We start from the raw sequence: 24900 nt of genomic DNA on the forward strand, positions 1-24900 counted from the left end.
AAAACAGCCGCGAACTTGAAAAACAAGCCCAGGTAATTTAAACCCGATTGAATGGATGCTCCCGATTTTTCATCGGAGCAGAAAGGAAAGCGGGACTATCGAAACCGATTAGCAGGGTTAGTGCTTTCCAAAAAAATAACATGTAAATATTGCGAGTCATGAAAAGAACCTTAAGGTACAAGCCATTTAACTCTTTATCATAAGATTGCTTCGTGCCTCGCAATGACGAGATCACTTAATTAAATCCATTGAAAGTAACATTAAATAAATCTACACGGTCTGTAAGGACACATGCTATTAAACAGCAACTTTTAGATAAACCGTCATTTCGACCGCAGTGGAGAAATCTTTTCAATATGCTAAAAAGATTTCTCCATTATGCTCCCGATGAAAAATCGGAACAAGTTGCGCTTCAGTCGAAATGAAAGTTTATTTCTTAGGTGCCTAAGGTGGTAAAAAAGTCACCTTAATTTTTAAACTTTTTCATAAAACCACTTACACTTTCCTCCAGGTTACCATCAGCAATGGCCTTAACGAAAGCAGTACCTATAATAGCCCCATTGGCATAAGAACAAGCCTTATCGAAAGTTTGCTTATCGCTGATCCCGAAACCAATCATGGTTGGATTTTTAAGGTTCATTTCTTTTATCCGGCTAAAATAAGCTTCTGTAGTATTGCCAACCTCTAAATTTTTGCCTGTAGTGGCCGACGATGAAAGCAGATAAATGAAACCATTGGTTAAACCATCAATTTTACGGATACGCTCTTCTGCCGTTTGTGGTGTAATTAAAAAGATGTTGCTTAAATCATGTTGTTCGAAGCATTCTTTATAAAATTCTTCATACTCAACCATGGGCAAATCGGGCACAATGCAACCATCTACGCCTAATTCGGCACAAGCTTTACAAAAATTCTCTACACCAAACTGCAAAACCGGATTTACGTATCCCATTAATAAAACAGGAATAGTTACGTTTTTACGCAATTCTTTAAGTTGTTCGAAAAGGACTTTAAGGGTCATTCCCTGATCTAAAGATTGTTTGCTACTGGCCTGAATTACTGGCCCATCGGCAACAGGATCAGAGTAAGGGAAACCGATTTCGAGCATATCTGCGCCTGATTTTTCAAGTGCTTCTGCAATTTTTATGGTATCACCGGTATTTGGATAACCAGCGGTATAATAAATTGACAATATATCTTTCTTCGTTTCGAAGAGTTGTTTAATTCTGTTCATTTCTTTACATGTTGCGTCATTGCGAGGCACGAAGCAATCCTACAACGTTTGCAAGGATTTAAATAGCCAAAGCATTAAGATTGCTTCGTGCCTCGCAATGACGGTTTTACTAAAGTTTAAAATATTTAATATAAGTATCCAAATCCTTGTCGCCACGGCCCGAAAGACAAACCACTACATTTTCGCCACCTTTAAATTCCATTTTTTCTAAGTAAGCCAATGCATGTGCACTTTCAATTGCCGGAATAATACCTTCCAGCTGTGTACAAAGCAAGCCAGCCTGTAAACTTTCGTCATCGGTAATGGAAACGTACTGCCCGCGGCCAGTTTTAAACAAGTGTGCATGCTGTGGACCAATGCCCGGATAATCCAAACCTGCAGAAACGGAATGCGGTTCTACCACTTGTCCATCTTCGGTTTGCATTAAAATGCTTCTGCTGCCATGTAAAACCCCTTCTTTACCTAAATAGGTTGTTGCCGCAGAAAAACCACTCGAAACACCTTTACCTGCAGCCTCAACAGCAATCAGTTTTACGTTTTCATCGTCCATGAAGTGATAAAACATACCCATTGCATTACTTCCGCCACCCACACAAGCTAAAACATAATCGGGCTGGTCGTTTCCTGTTTGTTCTAAAAGTTGCTTTTTAGTTTCTTCAGAAATAATGGATTGAAAAATTGCCACCATATCCGGATAAGGATGTGGCCCTACAACTGACCCGATAATATAATGGGTATCAACCGGGTTATTAATCCAATCGCGCATGGCTTCGTTAGTTGCATCTTTTAAGGTTTTACTCCCCGAACTTGCCGGCACCACCTTAGCGCCCAACATTTTCATTCGTGCAACATTTGGCGCCTGCCTTTCAATATCAACCTCGCCCATGTAAATTACACATTCCAAATTGCGTAAAGCACAAACCGTAGCCGTGGCTACTCCGTGTTGACCAGCGCCGGTTTCGGCAATAATCCTTTTTTTGCCCAATTTTTCGGCCAATAAAATTTGCCCGATAGTATTGTTGATTTTATGTGCACCCGTATGATTTAAATCTTCCCTTTTAAGAAAAATATTGGCGCCAAATTTCTCCGAATATCTTTTAGCAAGATACAATGGCGAAGGACGGCCAACGTAATCTTTCAGTAACTGATGAAATTCTTTTTGAAAATCAGCATCATCAATAATTTTTAAATAATTCTGACGCAATTCTTCTACGTTTGGATAAAGCATTTCGGGAATGTATGCGCCCCCAAAATCTCCATAATATCCTTTTTCGTTTACTTTGTATTTCATATCTGTAAATTTTGTCATGATGAAGATGTGTTGAACAGCTGCAACTTTGCATCGATAGCTAATCTTTCGTTCCTCAACCTAACCGTCTATCTTGTCATTTCTTTAATAAATTCTTTAATCTTTTCCACATCCTTTAAACCGGGTTCAATTTCAAACCTGCTGTTAATATCTAAAGCATATAAGCGCTCATCGTTTATATTTTTTATGGATGAGGCATGTTCCAGGTCAATTCCCCCGCTTAAAAAGTAGGGTTTACTTCCTTTATACTGATCTAAAAGACGCCAACTAAAAGTTTTTCCTGATCCGCCATGTGCCTGGGTTCTGGTATCAAATAAAAAGTAATCTACAGCATTTGCATAAGGTTCTACCAGTGTAAAGTCGAAATCTTCATCAACACCAAAAGCTTTTATTACTTCCAATCCATTAAATGCTGTACGCAAATCATTGCAATACTCAACACCCTCACTTCCATGCAATTGCACAGCCTTTAATTTGTAGGAGGCCACTTTTTGTTTTACCTTTTCAATATCTTCATCTACAAATACGCCTGTTGTTTTAATTTCAGCAGGAATGTATTTTATTAATTCGGCAGAAACATCGCTAATAAAGCGTGGCGACTTTTGATAAAAAATAAAACCCATATAATCAGGTTGTAGCTCAGCAACTGCTGCAATATTAGCTGCCAGGCGCATTCCGCAAACTTTTAATTTTAACACGCCAATAAACTTTTAAAACTATTTAAAGCTTTTTTACTGATCAGAGATTCTTCTGCTTCATAAAAACAATCAGCGAAAGATGCTTCTGGTTTAATTGTTCTTATAGCCACTGCTGAGTTGCATAAAACCACGTTGGTTTGCGCATCGGTAGCTTCTCCGTTTAAAACATCCATAAATATTTTGGCGGAGGATTCTACTGTATCCCCTCCTTTAATTTCGTTAACATTGAGCTTTTGAAAACCCATATCGTTCAGCGTTAAAATATTTTCGCCTTTATTGGTAAAGGTTTTCACATCACAGGTTAAAGAAACCTCGTCATAGCCTTCGAGGGCATGGACAATGGTATAATTTTTATCTGTATCCTGGTACAGGTATGCGTATAAACGAGCCAGTTCCAAACTAAAAACACCCACCATTTGATATTTTGGATGCCCTGGATTAACCATTGGACCAAGCATATTAAAAAATGTTTTTACACCTAATTCTTTACGGATGGGTGCTACAATTTTCATTGCAGGGTTAAATAATGGTGCATGTAAAAAACATATTCCGGCAACATCAAGGTTACGTTTTAAAATGCTTTCATCATTAGTGAAAGTATAACCCAGGTATTCCATTACGTTTGAAGAACCACAACCCGACGAAACCCCATAGTTACCGTGTTTAGCTACATGATGCCCTACACCAGCCACTACAAAAGAGGATAAGGTAGAAATATTAAAGGTATCTTTTCCATCGCCGCCTGTACCACAAAGATCGATTAGTTCATAACCTGAAAGGTTGGCTTTAACACACATATCAAGCATTGCATCACGAAAGCCCTGCAATTCCTGAACGGTAATGTTGCGCATGGCATAAGCCGTAATAAAAGCAGCAATTTGCGAAGCATTGAATTGCCCCTCGGAAATAGAAACTAAAATATTACGGGCTTCTTCCCTGCTAAAACTTTTATTTTCGAATAAGTGGTTTAATATTTTTTTCATGTTCTGTATTCATTTTATAGCGTCATTCTGAACTGGTTTCAGAATCTGATTTGAAAGATGCTGAATTAAATTCAGCACGACGATCTTAAAAAAAGTGCATAAAAAAAGGATTGCTTTTTGGGCAATCCTTCTCATTTTGTTAAATAATATTTTTTAAAAAATACACAATGGAATTTGCCTAACGAATTTCGTTATGCCACCACCAATTGTTATTTAAGTTTTTAATTATCATGTTTGTATATTGACAAATATTCACATTGTTTTTAATATTTCCAAAATCTTTATACTAATTTATGTCTTTTTTTAAAAGAAAAGTACACTTTAATGATGATTTGGGCTTTAGCTCAAATCCTGTTACCAAGAACGAGCGAATGCTTAATCCTGACGGATCGGCAAATATTATGCGTACTGGCTTGCCATGGTTTAAATTTGACGATACTTACACCCGACTGGTTACCATGAGCTGGAGGCGTTTTTTTTTCGTAATCTTAATTGCCTACCTTGTAGTAAACACCATTTTTGCCGTTTTATATAATGTAGTCGGGATTAAAAACCTGGATGGAGCCAATGGCGTAACGCTCAGAGATCAGTTTTTTGATGCTTTTTTCTTTTCTGCCCAAACCATTTCTACCGTTGGTTATGGTCATATCTCTCCTCAGGGTTTTATGACGAGCTGCCTTGCTGCTTTTGAAAGTATGCTGGGTTTACTGGCGTTTGCTTTGGCAACAGGTTTATTATATGGACGTTTCAGCAGGCCGACTTCGAAGGTAAGTTTCAGTAAAAAAATGGTAATTGCTCCTTATGAAAATGGAAAAGGTTTAATGTGCAGACTGGTAAACTTAAGACGAAACCAATTAATTGAAGTAGAAGCTGAAATGGTAATGTCTTACAATGAAACCGTTGATGGCAAAAGTATCAGAAGGTTTTATCCGCTGGGTTTGGAGCGAAAGAAGGTGGGTATTTTATCATTAAACTGGACATTGGTGCATGCCATAACGGAAGAAAGTCCATTTTATAATAAAACTGCTGAAGAATTAAAACTTGCTGAAGTAGAAGTATTTTTAATTATTAAAGCTTTTGATGATACTTTTTCACAAAGTATCCATACCCGCACCAGCTATCAGGATGAGGAGATTGAAATAGATGCAAAATTTATAAAAATGTACGACCACAATGAGGAGGGCAAACTGGTTTTAGACTACAGTAAACTCGATGAAATTGAATTATTAAATGAGTAGAAGACTTTATTTTGTGGTTGAAATAAATTTCACGATATCCTTGTACAAGTCGTTGCCACCAAAAATCATCTGACTGATCATTGGCACATGACTTTTGCCTTTAATTTCTTTAATTTCTACAGGAACATGATTGGCTTTTAATTTTTCGTATAACCTTGGGGTTTGAATTTTAATTGCTCCATAAGTTTTACTTCCATAAAAAAGTAAATGCGGATTGGTAATGTTATTGGCATAGTTTAAAGGTGAAGCAATTTTCCAGGTTTCGGGTTTATTGGTAAAGGTTCTTAAAAAATCGTAGTAGTAATCGTCTTTTTCTGCTTCAGTTAAATACTGATAAATATCTAAGCCAAAAGGGTCATTTAATATCATTCCTTTTACCGGATTTTTTATCCCTGCTTTTTTGAAATACTGCGGATCGGCATTAACAAGTTCGCCTAAGTGCGCACCAGCAGAATGCCCCATTACAAATATTTTATCTGCACTGGCCTGGTAGCCATTAATATTTTCTTTAACCCATTTAATGGCTAAAGCGCAATCCTCTGCCATTTTTTCGTACCCTGCATTTGGCGCTAAAGGATAATTAATAATAACGGTCACTATCCCTTTCCGTGCAAAATTTCTACCCAGCCACCAATAGGTCTCTTTTTTACCGCTACTCCACGATCCGCCATGGATAAATACCAGAACCGGTTTATCCTGAATGCCATCATTTTTATAATAAACATTCAGTGTATTAGCTTCTGCGTTGTTACCCGCATAGTTAATATTTTTAACGGCTTTAACCTGTGCAGAAGAAATTAGGGTTTGAAAAAGGAACATTATAAAAATGGAAGCTTTGAACATATAAATTTTTATTCTCTAACAAGGAAATAAACGAAATTGTTCGGAAAATAGATTTTGAAAATCATCATTTATGCTCTTTGATGTGGATATTCACAGTTTTTCAAAACTATGAAGATTGCTTCACGCCTCCTCACTTGTCCCATGCTTCAGTTCGCAATGACGAAAGTGAAAATCTAACTTTTGATTAGTGTTATCACCAATCAAAGCAAATTAACTGATAAATTTTGAAAATCATCATTTATACTCCATTAGCTATTGAAAAAGGTACTTTTTTTTCAAAACTATGAAGATTGCTTCACGCCTCCTCACTTGTCCCATGCTTCAGTTCGCAATGACGAAAGAAAAAAGCCTGAAGGTGAGTTACTAAGCTTTAATTAATGGGTTTTTCTCCTTTGCAAACAGATCAAATACTTTTTTATCAACAAATGCAGGGAAAAGCTTATTCATCCAAACGGCCAATTTACCTTGCCCTGTCATTACTAAAGTACGTTTACGTTGCTCAATACCATTGGCAATATTACTGGCGACTTCCTCTGCAGTCATCATTTTGCCTTCTTCCATACTGGTTTCTCCGTGTGCTTCGCCATCTTTAGATAATGCTGCAACACGAATATTTGAAGTTGTAAATCCCGGGCAGGCTAATAATACATTTACGCCTGTTTTAAGCAATTCGGTTCTCAAAGATTCCATAAATCCGTTCATGGCGAACTTAGAAGCTGAATAACCCGTTCGACCAGGCAAACCTCGAAAACCTGCAATAGATGAAACGCCTACCAACGTTCCTTTGGTTTTTAAAATTTCTGGCAATGCATACTTTGTACAGTATACTGTTCCCCAGAAGTTTACATCCATCAGGTTTTTTAAAACCGACAGATCAAGATCGTTAAAAAGTGCCCGCATTGATAATCCGGCATTATTTACCAAAATATCAATTTTATTAAAGGAAACCATGGTTTGTTTAACAATCAATTCACAATCGGCTTCTTTACTTACATCGGCCTGTACAGCAACGGCTCTGATGTTATATTTCTTCTCTAAATTGGCCGTAATTTCGCAAAGGGTAACGTATTGGCGCGCAGCTAAAACTAAATTGGCTCCTCGTTTTGCAAATTCTTCAGCACAAGCTTTACCAATTCCGCTCGAAGCGCCTGTAATAATGATCACTTTATCTTTCAAGTTCATCTTAAAACTTAATGTGTGTATGTTTAATTAATGATGTAATGGTTTTTTGTGCAATTGATTATTTCATCATTGCTGTTTCATAAGGCACTCGCGTAATAATGGAACGTCCAAGTGTAATTTCATCAGTATATTCCAGCTCTCCACCAAAGGCAATTCCTCTTGCAATTGTGGTAACAGGAACATTAAACTCCTTTAGTCTTTTATACAGGTAAAATAGCGTGGTATCGCCTTCCATGTTCGGGCTTAAAGCTAAAATAATTTCTTTAATACCACCCGCTGCAACCCTTTGCACTAATGTATCTATATACAAATCGGATGGCCCTACCCCGTCCATAGGCGATATTAAACCACCTAAAACATGATAAACACCAAAATATTGAGCCGTATTTTCAATCGCCATTACATCTCGGGTATCTTCTACCACACAAATGGTTTCCTTATCTCTCTTATATGAAGTACAAATTTCACAAACCGCATGATCAGAAATGTTATGGCAAATGCTACAATGCTTAATTTGTTGTTTGAGCCTGATTAAACTGTTGCCAAATACTTCTACTTCGGCAGTTTCCTGGTTAAGTAAATGTAAAACCAAACGCAGGGCTGTTTTCTGCCCAACACCTGGTAACTTAGAGAATTCGTTTACTGCATCTTCAAGCAGTTTGGAAGAGAAATTCATTTTACAAAAATAGGTAAAAAGGAGGAATATTATAGGATTACATCTACGGGATTGAAAACCATTAAACCAGAAAGATCGTCAAACTTTAGCTTTTTGTAGTTCTGCTTTCTATCGCCTGTAAGATTCGGAATTTATTTTTCTACCGGGAAAGATCAATCTTAAAAATCTATATATTGATTATAAAAATCGTTTTTACTACATTTAGCCGCTAAAAACAAATTTATGTCCCCAACCATCCTGTTATGTTTTCTTCTGGGCTATTTTCTGGTCCTGATTGTAATTTCTTTTGCTACTTCAAAAAATTCGTCAGACAATGCTACATTTTTTATTGCCAACCGAAATTCTAAGTGGTATTTAGTTGCTTTCGGGATGATTGGAACAGCACTTTCTGGTGTAACATTTATTTCGGTACCTGGAGAGGTTGGTGCACCGGGCGGTAATCAGTTTCAATACTTTCAATTTGTTTTAGGCAATGCAGTAGGCTTTATTATTATTGCAACTGTTCTTTTACCGCTTTATTACCGGATGAATTTGACATCCATTTACGGGTATATAGAAAAACGACTGGGACACTACAGTTATAAAACTGCTGCCTCTATCTTCCTTTTAAGCCGTACATTAGGATCTGCCACGCGTTTATACCTCGTTGTTATTGTTTTACAACGTTTTATATTTGACAACTATGGTATCCCTTTTTGGCTAACCGTATTAATTTCACTGGCTCTAATTTGGTCTTACACGTTTAAAGGTGGATTAAAAACCATCATCATTACCGATACGTTACAAACATTTTTTTTAGTGCTCTCGGTTTTTTTAACAATCTATTTTATATGCAACAGCTTAAATTTCAGTATTCCACAAGCTTTTGAAACAATAAAAGACAGCAGTTATTCTAAAATATTTTTCTGGGATGATTTTTTAACCAACAAGTTTTATTTCAGTAAACAGTTTATAGGCGGTATTTTTGTAACCATTGCCATGACGGGTTTAGATCAGGATTTGATGCAAAAAAACCTGAGTATGAAAACCATCAAAGAAGCACAAAAAAACATGTTTACCTTTACCGGTGTATTTATTGTTTTAAATGTTTTCTTTTTAAGTGTAGGTGCACTATTATACATCTTCGCAAGTAAAAATGGAATCGATATTCCATTAGATCATATTACAAATAAACCCAGAACAGATTTACTGTTTCCTGAAATTGCCCTGAACAACCTGGGTGCCTTACCTGCAATTATTTTTATGCTGGGCTTAACCGCAGCAACATTTGCAACAACCGATTCGGCCTTAACTGCACTTACCACATCATTCTGTGTAGATTTTTTAGGCATGGATAAGAAAGAAAATCTTGATGCACATAATGCCGTTAAAAAACGTCATGCGGTACACATCGGGTTTTCCATTTTAATGTTTTTGGTAATCATTGTAATTAATGTTTTAAACAGTTCCTCGGTGGTGAGCTTAATTTTTCAAATTGCATCTTACACCTACGGACCGCTATTGGGCTTGTACAGTTTTGGATTATTTGTAAAAAAACGCGGATTACATGATAAATTAGTTCCAATTGTATGTTTATTTTCCCCATTTTTATGTTACTTGCTTGCAACTTACTCAAAAGAGCTATTGGGTGGTTACACATTTAGTGTGGAATTGATTTTAATTAATGGCCTGATTACATTTTTAGGCCTGTTACTGATCAGTAAAAAAACAGATCAACAAACTAAGTTTTAATAATAATAAAGAGTTTTTATATGACGAGTGAAGAAAAAATAAGAAGTGCTTTTGAAAATAAAGATTGGCAGGAGATTAAAGTAACAGATAGCTGGCAGATTTTTAAAATCATGGCAGAATTTGTGGATGGTTTTGAAAAGTTAGCTAAAATTGGTCCATGCGTTACCATTTACGGATCGGCGCGTACAGCAGAAACAAATAGATACTACCAGTTGGCAGAGCAATGTGGTAAGCTCTTAACCGATCGTGGCTATGGTGTTATCACAGGTGGCGGTCCCGGCATTATGGAAGCTGGTAATAAAGGTGCACATACAAATGGTGGTAAATCAGTTGGTTTAAACATCGAATTACCTTTTGAACAATTCCACAATAAATATATTGACCACAATAAATTACTGGAATTTGATTATTTCTTTGTTCGTAAAGTAATGTTTATGAAATATAGCCAGGGTTTTGTGGTATTACCTGGAGGATTTGGTACTATGGATGAACTTTTTGAGGCTTTAACTCTAATTCAAACTGGTAAAATTGCCCGCTTCCCGATTGTGTTATTGGGTAAAGATTACTGGGGTGGTTTAATTGACTGGATTAAAAATACCATGTTGCTTAAAGAGCATAACATCCACGAAGAAGATTTAAATTTATTCCGCTTGGTTGATACAGCCGAAGAAGCAGCTGAGCACATTTTCCGTTTCTACGATAAGTATGTATTGAAACCGAATTTTTAAATCAATAAGGAACATAAAATTGACAAAAGCATCTGCAAAACAGATGCTTTTTCTTTTAAAAAGATTTAGATGTAACTTTTAAATATATTTGCGGTCTTAAAAGAAACCCTTTACGTGTGGAGCAGATATTAAATTGGAGAAAAGGTCTATTTGACAGCAATTATCAGGTATATAAAGATGGGTTACTGAAATTTTCACTAAGCTTCAGTTCATGGAAAAATACGGCCATTGCAACCTCAAAAGATGGGGTTTATCTTTTAAAAACGAATGGCATCCTGGCTTCAGAAACCCGAATACTAAATAATAAAAACGAGGCAGTTGCAGTAATTACATACGACTTACTTGGTTTTAAAGCTAAAATTGTATTAAACACCGGCGAACAGTTTAACTGGAGTTATCAAAACAGCTGGTTAAGCAGGTGGTCAGTTAATAATCATGTGGATAAGCAGGTTATTTTCAGTTCATCTTCAGGAAACGGGATGATTAGCAGCAATGTTGACGATGATATTTTATTGATTGCCGGCCTTTTTGCCAGAGAATACTACACCAGAATGCTCATTCTCTTTATTGTAATTCTTTTTATCTTAGTAATCATTCGTTAATACGATGTATTAGAATAATTAGCTTAAAATTTCCTGGATTTTTTCTGTTGGCCTTGCAATAATTGCTTTATTGCCTGAAACAATTATTGGTCTTTCAATTAAAATGGGATTTTGTACCATAACATCAATCCATTCAGCATCGCTTAAATTTTTCCCTTTATAATTTTCAGTATAAACAGACTCGCGTTTTCTAACCAATTCAAAAGGTTTAATACCTAATTTATCTATAATTGAGACTAACTCATCAACTGTTGGGGGCTGTTGCAAGTAATTAATCAATTCAAAATCTTTCCCGCTATCATTTAAAATAGCAAGTGCAGAACGGCTTTTGCTGCATTTACTGTTATGGTAAATTTTAATCATATTTCTATTAATTACAAACCACTAACACCACCGCTCACAACGAGTTTCATGGCTTCGGCAGCGCTCATTTTTAAATCGGTTACCTTACTTCTGTTTACAAAACAAAGCTGTCCGGCAAATGAATAGGAAAGTGGGAAATAAACGGCTACCTCATCTGGTAATTCCAGTTTCTTCAAGTCGTTTTGTGTTAAAAAGCCGATCTTTTTTAAGCCGCCCTCTACTTCTACCAGCACAGGGTGATTAAACTTTTTCTCATCGCCAACAAACGCCTCTGTTAAATCTTTTATAGATGAATAGATGAAATTAAGCAGCGGCAGGCGGTGCATAATCTTCTGGAACCAGTTGTACATCGGTTCGGTAACAAAATTGGTTACGAAAATACCGGCAATAAGAATAATACTAATCACGGTCAGCAATCCTAAACCCGGAATATTCCGGCTGGCTCCTGTTCTGGGATCAACACCTAAAATATTATTAACGTTTAACCAGCTATCCACCGTAGTAACTGCCCAAATTACGATAAAAACACTAAGGGCTATAGGTACAACAATTAACAAACCTTTAATCAGGTAATTTAAAATGGCTCTCCCTATTCTATTCATAGCGCAAATTTACTTTATTTTTGCCACAGATAAACATTCAATATCCTTAACGGGTATTTTGATTTAAATGGCGCTGTAATGCAACAGGTAATTATTCGTAAAAATAAACCCTTTTTACCCTTTGAGAAATATTTGTTAAAATTTCATATGGAATGGTATTAACCTCTTCTGCAAGTTGCATAATGGTATGCTCGCCATTGAATACGATGGCCTCATCGCCAGGTTTAACATCAAGATCAGTAACATCAAGCATGGTCATGTCCATGCAAATAGAGCCAATTGTTGGCACTAAATAGCCATTCAAAAGCATTTTACCTGTTCCATTACCAAAAGCCCGGCTATAGCCATCTGCATAGCCAATTTTTACGGTTGCTATTCTACCACCCTTTTTCATTATACCTTTACGACTGTATCCAACGGTTTCTCCAGCTTCAAGCTGTTTGACTTGTGTAATGGTGGTTTTTAAAACCATTACAGTTTGTAAACCTCGATTTTGATAAAGACCAGAATCAAAGCCATATAAACCTATTCCCAGGCGTACCATATCCATTTGTGCATCGGGCCAACGGGTTATACCAGAGGTGTTAGAAATATGAAATAAAGGTTTATACCCTAAAGCATCAGCAATTTGATTGGCAATGGGATTAAACTTATCAATTTGAGTTTGCGTAAAACCATCGTGTTCAGCCGCATCGCTGGCAACCAAATGAGAAAATATGCTTTGAACTTTAATTTTAGCATTGTCTTTCAATAAACCAAGTAAAGTTTCAACTTCTGGCCGATCAAAACCCAACCGGTGCATTCCGCTATCTATTTTAATGTGCACCGGGTAATTAAATTCATAATCAGAAAGTGCATTTAAAAAACTCTTCAGAATTTCTACACTATAAATCTCTGGCTCCAGGTTATTTTTTATAATGGCTTCAAAAGCAGATTCTTCGGGGCTCATAACCATAATGGGCAAGGTAATACCTGCCTTACGCAAAGCAAGGCCTTCATCCGCATAGGCTACAGCAAGATAATCTACCTTATGAAATTGAAGTAAGTTAGCAATTTCAAAACTTCCGCTTCCATAAGAAAATGCTTTAACCATCGCCATTATTTTTACCCCGGGTGCAAGTTTAGACCGATAAAACTGCAAATTGCCAACCATAGCGTTTAAATCAATTTCTAAAACCGTATCGTGTATTTTTTGGGTAAGCAGTTTACTGATTTTACCAAACTCAAAACGCCTTGACCCCTTTACCAATATTGTTTCATGATTGAACACCAAACCCGGAAAAGCCTCTATAAAATCGTTTGTGGTATCAAAAAATTGTGTTTCAAATTTAAAAAGGTTCGCAAATTTTGCAATGCGTGTACCTATTCCAATTAATCGGCTTACTTTTTTCTGCGCCAGTAAATCGGCTATTTCAGTGTATAAATCAAGATCTTCTTTACCTGTTTCGAACAACTCAGATAAGATAACCGTTTTTTTAGGGTGTTGATTTTGCTGATTTAAAAAATCAAGTGCAATGGCCAAAGAGGAAATATCGGCACTGTAAGAATCATCAATAACAGAACATTGGTTTATTCCGTTTTTAAGTTCTAATCGCATACTTACATGGCTTAATTTTTCAAGGCGTAAATCTGCCTGCTCCGGTGTATAACCTAAAGCCAGTAAAGTTGCCCAGCAAATCATACCATTTTCTATAGAAGCCTTATCTTTAAAAGGCAACATACATTCTATCTCCCTGTTCTGATATATTGCCCGTAAATAACAGTTTCCTTCAATTGGTTCAACGGCAATAATCTGTAAATCGGCAACCTGTTTGCTACTCCAGCTAAATTGCTTTTTACCTGGTAAATCTTTGATGTTAATCTCATTAGTATATTCAGGTGAGTAAATAAAAAGATCTGAATTTCTAAATAGTTTTAACTTCTCCGTCAGTTTTTCTTTTTTTGAAGAAAAACCTTCGGCATGTGCCTCTCCTATGGTGGTTAAAATCCCAATTTCGGGCTGAATAATTCCGGCAATATTTTCCATTTCATTTACGGCCGAAATTCCGGCTTCGAAAATACCGAGATCATTCCGGGCATCTATTTGCCATACAGAAAGTGGAACTCCGATTTGCGAATTATAGCTTTTAGGACTTCGTACAATATTAAAATCGGTCGCCAAAAGCTGATACAACCATTCTTTAACAATGGTTTTACCATTACTCCCCGTAATCCCAATCGTTTTGAGGTGGAAGTGGTTGCGGTGATATTTTACCAAGGTTTGCAACGCTTCCAAAACATCATTTACAATGATGAAATTGCAATCGGGGTAAACTGAAATATATTTAGAGTCGCTGATTACGAAATTGCGGATATCTTTTTGGTAGGCATCCTTTATAAATTCATGCCCATTTCTGTGTGAAGCCAAAGCAAAAAACAAAGAATTTTCTGGCACTAAAACGGAGCGGCTATCTATTACCAAAAATTGAATAATCGACTGTTCATCAACTAATTTAGATTGGGCTTTTAAAATTTCGGCAATTTTTGAAACGGTATATATAGGGTTCAGCATCTTTTTAAATAGAGAAAAATACAGTAATCGTTTTTATTTTTACGAATTTCAGTAATTAATTATGAAAATCGGAAAACAAGAGGCAGTATTTTTAGATAAAAAGCAGGCCCTGGCAAAAGCCGAAAGTTTTTGTGCTTATCAGGAACGTTCGCAAAAAGAAGTAAGAGGAAAATTATTAGACTGGGGCATGCGCGGCGATGAACTGGAAGAAATTATTTCAGAACTTATTGTTGCCAATTTTTTAAATGAAGAACGCTTTGCCTTACAATATGCTGCCGGAAAGTTTAACATTAAAAATTGGGGGCGTATAAAAATTAAACAGGGCTTAAAGTTAAAAGGCGTTCCGGATAAAATTTTACAAAAAGCAATTTATAGCCTGGATGAAGATGATTATTTACAAACCTTGGAAAATTTAGCGCACAAAAAAGCAGCCGTACTAAACGAAAATGATCCATTTAAACGAAAATTTAAGCTGATAAACTACCTGCAGGGAAAAGGTTTCGAAAGTGAATTAATTTTTCTTACCCTGAAAGACAGCAATTTAAAGTAAATGTTATTTTTTTTGTTAAAAATCTCTTGACAGAATTATAAATCTGCCTATATTTGCATCACCAAAACGAAACACATATACTTGTTTTGTAAAAGCGAAAGTAGCTCAGTTGGTAGAGCACGACCTTGCCAAGGTCGGGGTCGCGAGTTCGAATCTCGTCTTTCGCTCTAAAAGCCTTCTTTAATGAGGGCTTTTAATTTTAAAAGGTTAATCACCTGCTCGGGTGGTGGAACTGGTAGACACGCAGGACTTAAAATCCTGTGCACCTAAAATGCGTGCGGGTTCGATTCCCGCCCCGAGTACTTACAAAAAATCGAACTAAAGCCTTGATGAAAATTGAGGCTTTTTTGCATTAAACCCTCTTCCTTATACTGCCAGCTAAATAAGCAACCAATACCAAAAGTTGCGGAAGTATTATTAAAAGAGATCGCATTGTATATTACTGCTTTCCGTTGTAGTAAACGACAGTATAAAAAATTAGGCTCCTTCAGATTCAATTATATTGAACTTATTAGTAAATCAAAGGAATCGAACCACCTGCAAAAATTGGTAGCCGTTTTTTATATGAGTTGCTATTTCTCGGAATGCTTTACAGATGGTGCACTTTCACTGAAACGCATATAAAACAGAATTTTTATCCAAATTTTACTCAAAAGAAAGTGTTTCTTCGTTTTGTATTAGATGCTACCACTCTATTTCTCCCTCTTTGTCAAAATATTTCCCTGTCGAACCGCTATTGTCAATGGTAGCATATTTCACAATTATCTCTGCGGCTTGTTCTACTGTTTGTGTGCCCTGAAATTTATTCAAATCGGTTGATGTGTAACCTGGTGCAATGGCATTTATTTTAAAGTTTGTATCTTTAAATTCATTGGCCAACATAATTGTAAAAGCATTTAAAGCTGCCTTGGAGGAGCTATAAATATCATAAACACCGCTTTTTGTTTGGCCTTCGCTATGAAGCGATAATGAAGCTTGTCCACTGGAAATGCTTACAATTCGAGGTTCGTCAGATTTTTTTAGTAATTCAAGAAATTCTTGAGTTGTTTGTACAGTGCCAAAAAAATTAGTGTCATAAACTTTTCGTAAGTTTTCTATATTGCACTGAGAGAAGTTTTGAGGTTTTTCACCTGCAATACCTGCATTGTTGATTAAAACATCCAGTTTCTTTATTTTTCTTTCTAATTCTTGCCTTGCGGACGTTATAGAATTGATGTTGGTTACATCTATTTCAATGTTTTCAACATTTTCAATACCTAATGTTCTCAATTTATTTACTGCTTCAACTCCATTTGTATTGTCACGACTTCCGATATAAACATAATAATCAAGTTTTGCCAGTTGTTTAGCGGTTTCATAACCAATTCCTTTGTTGGCTCCTGTTATTAAAACTGTTTTCATTTCTTATAAATTTATGATGCACAGGTTTGCAATAATCTTAGAATAAATCGAATCAGAATGCCTTTTGCTGTGTTCAAAAGATATTTATCAAAACATTAATAGTGCCAAACACCGCCATCCACAACCTTTGAGAGTCGCATTATTATTTTCACAATATAGCGCCTTTAAATTAAATCCGAATTTTTATAAAAAGAATAAAATACATACTTAATTCGGAAGTGAGATTTTCCTCTTCTTCTATAAGAAAAGGAATTCAGTTTTGTGAAATATCTTTTATCTTTGACATAATAAGGGATAAGGATTGTACTGCCTTGAATCAATTGTTTTGAGTATTGCAGCCTTTAATTTGTAAATAGGTATGAGATCCTATTTAAGGTTTTACAAAATGTGCGTCACTCGTTCGCCTTTCAAGAAATTGAACAGAAAACTACGTTATAAAGGTATTGAAGACACAGGTGAGACTTCCGCCCCGAATACTCGCAAAAAATCGAACTGAAGCCTTGAAAAAATCAAAGCTTATTTATTTTACAGTTAAAACGATACCTGAATAAATGCTTCTGTAATCTTAACTTTCGACAATCCTTATTTTCCACTTAAATATTAACAATAGATAAATAAAACGCTGTTAATCCGTTATTTGATGTTATATTGGTTGTAATCATATTCTTCCTCTATGTCAATAAAACGTAGTTCCAGGTTTCGACTCAGAAAAATTAAAAAATTCCTTAGCCTTTTAGGTCCTGGGCTCACCACCGGTGCCGCAGATGATGATCCTTCGGGAATAGCGACTTATTCTCAAACCGGAGCTCAATTTGGCTATGGGCAATTGTGGACAGCTCTTTATATGCTACCATTTATGACAGCAGTACAGGAAGCTTGCGCAAGGATTGGTTTAGTTACCGGTAAAGGCATTGCTGCTGTGGTAAAAGAGCATTATAACCGCAAAATACTTTATGCGGTTGTAGGTATTGTTGTGGTGGCAAATACCATAAATATTGGGGCTGATATTGGCGCCATGGCTGCTGCCGCCCAACTTCTTGTTCCGGTACATTTTGTAGTGCTCACCCTTTTTTTCGCAATAACCATTTTACTGCTCGAAATTTTTACCAACTATAAAGTTTATTCAAGAATCCTGAAATGGCTTGCCCTGGCTTTGCTGGCCTACCCTATTACCGCATTTATTATAGATCAGCCGTGGCCAACTGTATTAAGGGCAACGGTTGTACCGCATTTCGAATTTTCCTTTAGTTTTTTATTCATCATAACAGGTGTATTTGGAACAACAATTACACCTTACATGTTCTTCTGGCAGGCCTCGCAAGAGGTTGAAGAAGAAAAAATCAAAGGTTTATTTCGAAATGGGAAACCCCGAATTGGCTGGCCGCACATCAGAGCCATGCGTAAGGACAACAACGTTGGAATGATTATTTCAGAATTTACCACCTGGTGTATACTTCTTGTTGGCGCTACCGTATTGCACAATAGCGGGGTAACGGATGTAAAAAGTGCGGCAGATGCGGCTAAAGCCCTTGAACCGCTGGTACATTCTTTTCCTGATTCAGGACTTCTGGCCAAGATAATTTTTTCAGTCGGAATTATCGGATTAGGCCTTTTAGCTGTACCAGTATTATCCGCTTCTGCTGCCTATGCCGTTGCAGAGGCTTTTGACTGGGACGCCAGCTTTAACCTTAAGTTTAAAAAAGCACATGGCTTTTACACGGTCATCATTGTATCTACACTCATTGGTCTCACCATTAATTTCCTCGGTATAGATCCTGTAAAAGCTTTGGTTTACACGGCTGTGTTAAATGGTGTAGCTGCCGTTCCCTTGTTATTTCTTATTGTAAGAATTTCTGCAAGTGAAAAGATTATGGGAGAATTTAAAAGCGGGTGGCTTTCAAAAACTTTGCTTTGGGCTACGTTTTTTGTTATGGGCGCAGCAGCAGTGGCGTTATTCTTCACACTTTAAAATACCCAGCTTAATTAACTTATTGCATCACGGCCCTATAAATTAAAACATTATAATATATTTGATTGGAATATTCTAACTAAAATATCATGAAAACACTGGTCATTTCTGGTGGTGGAAGCAAAGGTGCTTTCGCCGGCGGAATAGCTGAATACCTTATTAAAGATAGCCATAAAGAATATGACCTTTTTGTAGGAAGTTCAACAGGAAGCCTTCTTATACCTTTTTTGGCTATAGGCGATATTGAACGCATTAAGAAATTGTATACGACCATAACACAATCAGATATATTTACGGTATGCCCCTTCATTGTAAAATATAAAGACGGGAAGATTAAACTTCGCATGAACCATTTTGGGATTATCATGCAATTTTTAAAAAAACAAAAAACCCTTGGAGACAGTGGTAATTTAAGAAAACTGATTAAAGAAAATTTCACAAAAAAAGACTATCAACAAATTAAAATACTAAAAAAAGAGGTGATTGTTACAGTCGCTAACTTAACCACACAAATGATAGAATATAAATCCTCTAATGATTATGAATATGAGGATTTCTGTGATTGGATGTGGGCATCGTGCAATTTAGCGCCATTAATGAGCTTATATCAAAAAGATGGATTTGATTACGCAGACGGTGGATTTGGAAATCTTATCCCGGTGCAGGAAGCAATTATTAAAGGTTCTACAGAAATTGACACCATTGTTTTGAGGCAAGAAAAAGCAGAATATAACAATCCTCCGCTGCAAAATGCCATTGAAGTATTTGCCCGCACCAGCGATTTTATGCTAAATCAAATTGCAAACGATGACCTGATAATTTCTAAACTGGAAACAGCCAGCAAAAATGTGAAAATCAGTTTTTATTTTATAAACAGACTGCTTACCACCCATTCGTTTGTTTTTAATAAGCAAGAGATGACAAGCTGGTGGCAGGAAGGTTATGACCTATTTAAGAAAAAAGAATGCACCACGCACTTTCTTGAAATAAAACCAGATTAAAAATTTTAGAATAATATATTTCAATTTCCTTTAAAGTTTAAGTCTCTATAAATAAGCCGATAGGACTCCGAATTACATTTTTATTGAAATAATTATAAATTTATTTTTGAATCTGTAATTTATATTTCTATATTTGCAACCCCAAAGGAAACAAGCTTTATTCATTTAAAGTACCTGCGAAAGTAGCTCAGTTGGTAGAGCACGACCTTGCCAAGGTCGGGGTCGCGAGTTCGAATCTCGTCTTTCGCTCTAAAAGTTTTTCTTAATTGAAAGCTTTTAAACTGGTCACCTTCCGAATAAAATCGGAACAAAGCCTGCTCGGGTGGTGGAACTGGTAGACACGCAGGACTTAAAATCCTGTGCACCTAAAATGCGTGCGGGTTCGATTCCCGCCCCGAGTACTTACAAAAATCGAACGGAAAGCCTTGATGAAAATCAAGGCTTTTTTTGATCAAAAACTTTTTCATGCAACGAATTTCCCGATAAAAAAGTCTTATGGTAAGATGTAATTGTTAGCACTTGCTTTTAGCTTATCTCAAACTTCTTTGCTTTAACGTTTTGAAATTCGTTTTGATGTATTCAAGCTCATGAATGGCCTGGATAACTTCTTTTCCATTTCGATCTATAAAACCATATCCTCCACTAATATTCCTTACCAAAGCAAGATCCGTATCATACGTTCCAAATTTCTCAATTTTAGTATAAATTGGTAGCACAACAGCTTTTCCCTTTCTGTCTATAAAGCCGTAAGTTCCACTATTGGTTTTAACCATTGCCCAATCTTTATTGTATTTGTTGTAGGCATAAACCTTTTCATAACCTTTTTGTGCAAATGAATACGCACTGACAATCAAGAATAAAACGAGTAGTAAGTTTTTTTTCATTTTGTTAAGATTTAAAATTGCCTGCTTAAACAATGGTTCCGATAGCAGGTTACAAATAATTTATGTGCATTACACTCGTAAATTTAATGAAATAAACTTCAGATTAAATAACGACTATAGTATGCCTCAAAAAATAAAAGGTATCTTCACCGAAATTATGGGTTACGCAAAAGAAAGAGGGAAACTGGAAAAGTTATCCGAAAATATCAATGGTTTAGATCTTTATAACGAAAAAAATCTAGCCATTCTAAATGACAGTTATGAAAAGTATTCTCACTCGGTTAGAATATTAAAAAACAAAGTGCCTGATTTATTTGGAGCGCTTTACGAAAATGAGCTTCAGGACATTAAAAAAGGCAGAAAATTACTTAAAGAAAGTGAAACGGACGAATTACGCCAACAAAACTTTCTTCAATATAAAAGCTTGATACAAATTGCTTTGGAAAAAACAATCCAGGTTACAAAAGATTCTTTGTAGAACATTTATTCAGAAGAACATAAAAGCCATTCGAAATGAATGGCTTTTATGTTTATCAATTATACTTTACAGTAACCCACGTTTTTTAAGCATTGGCTTAATATCAGGATTATGTCCACGGAAATTATAAAACATTTTACCCAAATCCTCGGTATTTCCTTTGGATAGAATCAGATCGCGAAAACGTTGTCCGTTAGCCCTGTTTAAACCACCATTTTCTTCAAACCAGGAATAAGCGTCGTTCTCCAGCATCGATGTCCAGCTATAGGCATAATAACCTGCAGCATAACCATTGCTCCAGATGTGCAGAAAATAACTCGAACGATAACGAGGCGGCACATAAGACAAATTCAGGTGTGTTTTCTTTAGCGCATCGGCTTCAAACTTGTCTACATCCTGTAAAGGTGCATTTGGAGGAAGAGTATGCCATTGTAAATCCAATTCTGAAGCCGCCAAAGCTTCTGTAAAAGCATACCCTTCGTTAAACGAGCCTGCTTTTTTAATTTTATCTAAAAGTGCCTGTGGCATTACAGCTCCGGTTTGATAATGAACAGCGTAATTTTTTAATACCTGGGGATCTGATGCCCAGTGTTCGTTAAACTGTGAAGGAAACTCTACGTAATCGCGTGCAACATTGGTACCCGATAAGCTTGGGAATTTCTGATTGGCAAAAAGACCATGCAAGCCATGTCCGAACTCATGAAACATGGTTGTAACATCATCAAAACTAATTAGGGCTGGCTTACCTTTTTCAGGTTTATCAAAATTACAGACATTATAAATTACAGGCTTAGTCCCAAATAATTTGGATTGCGTTACCAGGTTGTCCATCCAGGCACCACCATCTTTATTATCTCTTTTAAAATAATCGCAATAAAATAAACCAATCTGGCTTCCATCCTTATCAAAAACATCAAATACGCGAACATCTTCCTGGTAAACAGGTAAATCTTTACGTTCTTTAAAGGTGATGCCATAAAGCTGGGTTGCCGCATAAAATACGCCGTTCGTCAGTACCTTATTCAATTCGAAATAAGGCTTTACTTCATTCTCATCTAAATTATATTTTGCTTTACGAACCTGCTCTGCATAAAAATTCCAATCCCAGGGTTCAACTTTAAAACCACCCTTCTGCTGATCGATTACGGCCTGAATATCCGCAGCCTCCCCTTTTGCCTTTGCTGTAGCAGCAGGAACAATTTTACTAAAGAATGCTTCTACAGCTTCGGGTGTTTTAGCCATTTGATTTTGCAGTTTCCAGGCCGCATAATTTTTAAAACCCAAAAGCTGGGCCTGCAGTGCCCGAATTTGTGCAATTCGGGAAATTATTTTGCGCGTATCATTCGCATCGCCCTTTTCTGCACGATTCCACGATGATTCAAAAAGTTTTTGGCGGGCGGCCCGATCGGCCATAGTTTGCAATTCGGGTTGTTGAGTTGTGTTTCTTAACCCTTTACCCGCAGCTTGCAATTGAGTTGTAAATTTAGCACTTAAAGAAGCTTCTTCTTTATTAAGTTCTTTCAATTTTTCTTTATCCGCATCATTCAGTTTTGCACCGGCCAGTTCAAACTTTTGCTGGTAATACTCCAACAACCTTTCCGATTCTGAATCCAGTTTCAAGTCAGCCCGTTTTTGATAAACCGCTTCTACCCTTTTAAATAATTTTGTATTTAAATAAATAGCATCACTATTAGCCGTTAACTTTGGCGCCTCCTCCTCTTTTACCTTCTGCAATTCAGGGTTTGTATTGGCTCCTGTTAATAATGAAAACACCATATTAACGCGGCTAAGAAGCTGGCCACTTTTTTCTATCGCAACTATTGTATTTTCAAAAGTAGGCCCTTCCGTATTATCTGCAATCTTCTGTATTTCTGCCATTTGCTGTTTCATTCCTTCTTCCAGGGCAGGTTTAAAATCAGAATTTTTGATTTTATCAAAAGCAGGCGCATGGAAAGGCAGCTTACTCTCCGCATAAAAAGGATTAGAGCTTGAAAATGATTCAGTGCTGTCACTTGCGTTTTTATTATTGCAGGCACTCATAATTGCCAGCAATGCCAACATGGGCATATAAGATTTTTTTTTCATCCTGGTTAAATTGATTTATGTAATAATACCAAATTGATATGAAAAATGGTTCAAAGTATAAAATTAGTTGTTTTGAATGGGTTTGATTATTCAGTCAAATTATTCCGCTGAAGAATACCAATAAAATGATGTTTCTTTTTAAAATGGTGTTTAGTATTTCTAAATTATGAAAATTGTTAGATTTTTAATAAAGCCTGAACATGATGTTTTCATGAATTAATCGTTAATCCTTAAATAAACATTGCAAATGATGACAAATCATCTATATTTAAACCAATTATCATTCTAAAATCATCCCAACGTAACATTTCTGCATTATTTGATTTTCATAAGTATTGATTTGAACTGAATACTTTGATTATGCCTGCTTGTAATAAATTTGCCGTGTAATTTCCACACTATGCCCCGCAAATTTTTACTTTATTCAGTCTTTGGATTACTTTTTTTTAATGCTTTAACTGCAAATGCTCAAAAACTAAGCCTTAAAGAAGCCGTGAACACAGCTTTGAACAATTACGGCACCATTAAAGCAAAAAAAAATTACGCAGATGCATCAAAATCTGGCGTTCAGCAAGCCAAAAGGGAGTACTTACCCAATTTAGTTTTAAGTGCCCAACAAGATTACGGAACTATAAACGGGCAAAATGGTCCTTCATATGGATTTGGCGGTTTTGGTACAGCATCTTCTGGTCCGGCATTAGATAAACAAAATTGGAACGCAGCTTTCGGAGCCTTGTACTTAGCCAATGTAAACTGGGATTTTTTCACTTTTGGAAGAGCAAAACAGAAAATAAAAGTGGCTGAGGCTGCGTATAAAAGAGATCAAAATGATTTAGAACAGGAAAAATTCCAACAGGAAATCAGGGTTTCAGCAGCTTATTTAAATCTTTTGGCCGCACAACGTTTAACCAAATCGCAACAAAAGAATTTGGAAAGGGCCATTACTTTTAAAAATACGGCCGTAATCAGGGCTAAAAATGGATTAATTGCGGGTGTAGATTCCTCATTTGCTAAAGCTGAGGTTTCCAATGCTAAAATTGCCTTAACCAAATCACAGGATCTGGAACAGGAGCAAGCCAATCGGTTGGGTATTTTAATGGGTTTAACTGCTACTGATTACACACTTGATACTGCATCCATCAGCAGAATTCCGGTTGATATGCTTAACGATACAACTGTTAAAACTAATCACCCCATTTTAAAATATTATCAAAACAGAATTGATGTAAGTACCGAACAGCTGGGTTACTACCGCAGACTATATTACCCAAGTTTTTCTTTGTTTGGCGTTATGCAGGAACGCGGATCGGGCTTTAAATCAGATTACGGACTAAATCAAAATGCTTATAGCAGTAATTATGCGGATGGGATTAATCCGGTTCGTGGAAACTATTTGATTGGAATAGGAATGAGCTGGAACATTGCAAGCCTTTTAAAAAATTCGCCGCAAGTTAAGGCACAACATTACATTACCGAGGGCTTAAAGAACGAATATGAACTGGCAGACCAGCAATTAAAGGCACAACTTGCGCTGGCAGATGCCAAACTTAAAAATGCACTGAGCAATTATAATGAAGCACCAATACAGGTTAAAGCTGCATCAGATGCTTACCTGCAAAAAAGCACTTTATACAAAAATGGATTAACCACATTGGTTGACCTTACACAGGCACTTTTTACTTTAAACCGAGCAGAAACTGACCGCGATATTGCTTACACCAACGTTTGGCAGGCCTTATTACTCAAATCTGCCGCTTTAGGCAATTACGACTTATTTATCAACGAATTTTAA

General features: G+C 36.4%; 22 protein-coding genes and 4 tRNA genes. 13 read left to right on the forward strand and 13 right to left on the reverse strand.

The annotated features are described in order from the left end of the window. Positions 1 to 466: 466 nt before the first annotated feature. The 4 genes from trpA to trpD all read right to left on the reverse strand — a co-directional run bounded on the left by trpA (position 467) and on the right by trpD (position 4224). A complete protein-coding gene (gene trpA / locus R2Q77_RS14270; protein ID WP_316804405.1) occupies positions 467 to 1234 on the reverse strand; it encodes a tryptophan synthase subunit alpha in 768 nt (255 codons plus the stop codon). A 109-nt stretch (positions 1235 to 1343) separates the two neighbouring features. Further along, a complete protein-coding gene (gene trpB, locus R2Q77_RS14275) occupies positions 1344 to 2525 on the reverse strand; it encodes a tryptophan synthase subunit beta (protein WP_316804406.1) in 1182 nt (393 codons plus the stop codon). Positions 2526 to 2611: 86 nt separating this feature from the next. Next, the gene (locus tag R2Q77_RS14280; RefSeq protein ID WP_316804407.1) at positions 2612 to 3241 is read right to left on the reverse strand and encodes a phosphoribosylanthranilate isomerase; all 630 of its coding nucleotides are present in this window, start codon (positions 3239 to 3241) and stop codon (positions 2612 to 2614) included. Further along, a complete protein-coding gene (gene trpD, locus R2Q77_RS14285; protein ID WP_316804408.1) occupies positions 3235 to 4224 on the reverse strand; it encodes an anthranilate phosphoribosyltransferase in 990 nt (329 codons plus the stop codon). The genes R2Q77_RS14280 and trpD overlap by 7 nt, the downstream gene beginning before the upstream one ends. Positions 4225 to 4517: 293 nt before the next feature. Between trpD and R2Q77_RS14290 the strand changes: the two genes are divergently transcribed. Beyond that, positions 4518 to 5462 carry an ion channel gene (locus R2Q77_RS14290; protein WP_316804409.1) on the forward strand — a complete coding sequence of 315 codons (945 nt, stop codon included), beginning with the start codon at positions 4518 to 4520 and terminating at the stop codon, positions 5460 to 5462. A gap of 6 nt (positions 5463 to 5468) precedes the next feature. Here R2Q77_RS14290 and R2Q77_RS14295 read toward each other — a convergent pair whose 3' ends face one another. From R2Q77_RS14295 to recR, 3 genes are all read right to left on the reverse strand, one after another. Then, entirely contained in the window at positions 5469 to 6281 is an 813-nt protein-coding gene (locus tag R2Q77_RS14295; protein WP_316804410.1) for an alpha/beta hydrolase, read from the reverse strand. Positions 6282 to 6668: 387 nt separating this feature from the next. After that, positions 6669 to 7487, reverse strand: coding sequence for an SDR family oxidoreductase (locus R2Q77_RS14300; RefSeq protein ID WP_316804411.1), 819 nt, complete (start codon positions 7485 to 7487; stop codon positions 6669 to 6671). A gap of 58 nt (positions 7488 to 7545) precedes the next feature. After that, positions 7546 to 8163 carry a recombination mediator RecR gene (gene recR, locus R2Q77_RS14305; protein WP_316804412.1) on the reverse strand — a complete coding sequence of 206 codons (618 nt, stop codon included), beginning with the start codon at positions 8161 to 8163 and terminating at the stop codon, positions 7546 to 7548. 222 nt (positions 8164 to 8385) lie between these two features. Between recR and R2Q77_RS14310 the strand changes: the two genes are divergently transcribed. The 3 genes from R2Q77_RS14310 to R2Q77_RS14320 all read left to right on the forward strand — a co-directional run bounded on the left by R2Q77_RS14310 (position 8386) and on the right by R2Q77_RS14320 (position 11224). Then, positions 8386 to 9894, forward strand: a complete 1509-nt coding sequence (locus tag R2Q77_RS14310; RefSeq protein WP_316804413.1) for a sodium:solute symporter — start codon at positions 8386 to 8388, stop codon at positions 9892 to 9894. 20 nt (positions 9895 to 9914) lie between these two features. After that, positions 9915 to 10622 (forward strand): TIGR00730 family Rossman fold protein, encoded by a 708-nt coding sequence (locus tag R2Q77_RS14315; RefSeq protein WP_269427313.1) that lies wholly within the window; start codon positions 9915 to 9917, stop codon positions 10620 to 10622. Positions 10623 to 10738: 116 nt separating this feature from the next. Then, positions 10739 to 11224 (forward strand): hypothetical protein, encoded by a 486-nt coding sequence (locus tag R2Q77_RS14320; protein WP_316804414.1) that lies wholly within the window; start codon positions 10739 to 10741, stop codon positions 11222 to 11224. An 18-nt stretch (positions 11225 to 11242) separates the two neighbouring features. Here the strand turns inward: R2Q77_RS14320 and arsC are convergent, their stop codons facing one another. The 3 genes from arsC to R2Q77_RS14335 form a co-directional block, all read right to left on the reverse strand. Next, the gene (gene arsC / locus R2Q77_RS14325; protein WP_316804415.1) at positions 11243 to 11587 is read right to left on the reverse strand and encodes an arsenate reductase (glutaredoxin); all 345 of its coding nucleotides are present in this window, start codon (positions 11585 to 11587) and stop codon (positions 11243 to 11245) included. An 11-nt stretch (positions 11588 to 11598) separates the two neighbouring features. Further along, a complete protein-coding gene (locus R2Q77_RS14330; protein ID WP_316804416.1) occupies positions 11599 to 12189 on the reverse strand; it encodes a DUF502 domain-containing protein in 591 nt (196 codons plus the stop codon). Positions 12190 to 12280: 91 nt separating this feature from the next. Then, the gene (locus R2Q77_RS14335; RefSeq protein WP_316804417.1) at positions 12281 to 14740 is read right to left on the reverse strand and encodes a bifunctional UDP-N-acetylmuramoyl-tripeptide:D-alanyl-D-alanine ligase/alanine racemase; all 2460 of its coding nucleotides are present in this window, start codon (positions 14738 to 14740) and stop codon (positions 12281 to 12283) included. A gap of 61 nt (positions 14741 to 14801) precedes the next feature. Between R2Q77_RS14335 and R2Q77_RS14340 the strand changes: the two genes are divergently transcribed. The 3 genes from R2Q77_RS14340 (at position 14802) to R2Q77_RS14350 (ending at position 15592) form a co-directional block, all read left to right on the forward strand. Further along, positions 14802 to 15290: a regulatory protein RecX gene (locus R2Q77_RS14340; protein WP_316804418.1), complete on the forward strand. Its 489-nt coding sequence runs from the start codon at positions 14802 to 14804 to the stop codon at positions 15288 to 15290. Between the two features lie 94 nt (positions 15291 to 15384). After that, positions 15385 to 15457: transfer RNA gene (locus R2Q77_RS14345), tRNA-Gly, on the forward strand. 50 nt (positions 15458 to 15507) lie between these two features. Further along, a tRNA-Leu gene (locus R2Q77_RS14350) sits at positions 15508 to 15592 on the forward strand. 382 nt (positions 15593 to 15974) lie between these two features. Here R2Q77_RS14350 and R2Q77_RS14355 read toward each other — a convergent pair. After that, on the reverse strand, positions 15975 to 16691 hold the full coding sequence (locus R2Q77_RS14355; RefSeq protein ID WP_316804419.1) for an SDR family oxidoreductase: 717 nt from the start codon (positions 16689 to 16691) through the stop codon (positions 15975 to 15977). A gap of 673 nt (positions 16692 to 17364) precedes the next feature. Here R2Q77_RS14355 and R2Q77_RS14360 point away from each other — a divergent pair. The 4 genes from R2Q77_RS14360 (at position 17365) to R2Q77_RS14375 (ending at position 20062) form a co-directional block, all read left to right on the forward strand. Beyond that, positions 17365 to 18660 (forward strand): divalent metal cation transporter, encoded by a 1296-nt coding sequence (locus R2Q77_RS14360; protein ID WP_316804420.1) that lies wholly within the window; start codon positions 17365 to 17367, stop codon positions 18658 to 18660. Positions 18661 to 18749: 89 nt separating this feature from the next. Next, positions 18750 to 19661: a patatin-like phospholipase family protein gene (locus R2Q77_RS14365; protein WP_316804421.1), complete on the forward strand. Its 912-nt coding sequence runs from the start codon at positions 18750 to 18752 to the stop codon at positions 19659 to 19661. 176 nt (positions 19662 to 19837) lie between these two features. Beyond that, positions 19838 to 19910 (forward strand) — tRNA-Gly (locus R2Q77_RS14370). 67 nt (positions 19911 to 19977) lie between these two features. After that, positions 19978 to 20062 (forward strand) — tRNA-Leu (locus tag R2Q77_RS14375). A gap of 129 nt (positions 20063 to 20191) precedes the next feature. Here the strand turns inward: R2Q77_RS14375 and R2Q77_RS14380 are convergent. Further along, positions 20192 to 20545, reverse strand: a complete 354-nt coding sequence (locus R2Q77_RS14380; RefSeq protein ID WP_316804422.1) for a WG repeat-containing protein — start codon at positions 20543 to 20545, stop codon at positions 20192 to 20194. A 121-nt stretch (positions 20546 to 20666) separates the two neighbouring features. Here R2Q77_RS14380 and R2Q77_RS14385 point away from each other — a divergent pair, with 121 nt between their 5' ends. Continuing rightward, a complete protein-coding gene (locus R2Q77_RS14385) occupies positions 20667 to 21023 on the forward strand; it encodes a hypothetical protein (RefSeq protein ID WP_316804423.1) in 357 nt (118 codons plus the stop codon). 66 nt (positions 21024 to 21089) lie between these two features. On the opposite strand, the gene R2Q77_RS14390 is transcribed toward R2Q77_RS14385, so the two are convergent. Next, complete coding sequence (locus tag R2Q77_RS14390) at positions 21090 to 23108, reverse strand: M3 family metallopeptidase (RefSeq protein WP_316804424.1); 2019 nt, start codon at positions 23106 to 23108, stop codon at positions 21090 to 21092. A gap of 400 nt (positions 23109 to 23508) precedes the next feature. Here R2Q77_RS14390 and R2Q77_RS14395 point away from each other — a divergent pair, with 400 nt between their 5' ends. After that, a complete protein-coding gene (locus tag R2Q77_RS14395; RefSeq protein WP_316804425.1) occupies positions 23509 to 24900 on the forward strand; it encodes a TolC family protein in 1392 nt (463 codons plus the stop codon).

Origin of the sequence: Pedobacter nototheniae (genome assembly GCF_032678625.1) — a bacterium.
Classification (GTDB): Bacteria; Bacteroidota; Bacteroidia; order Sphingobacteriales; family Sphingobacteriaceae; genus Pedobacter; species Pedobacter nototheniae_A.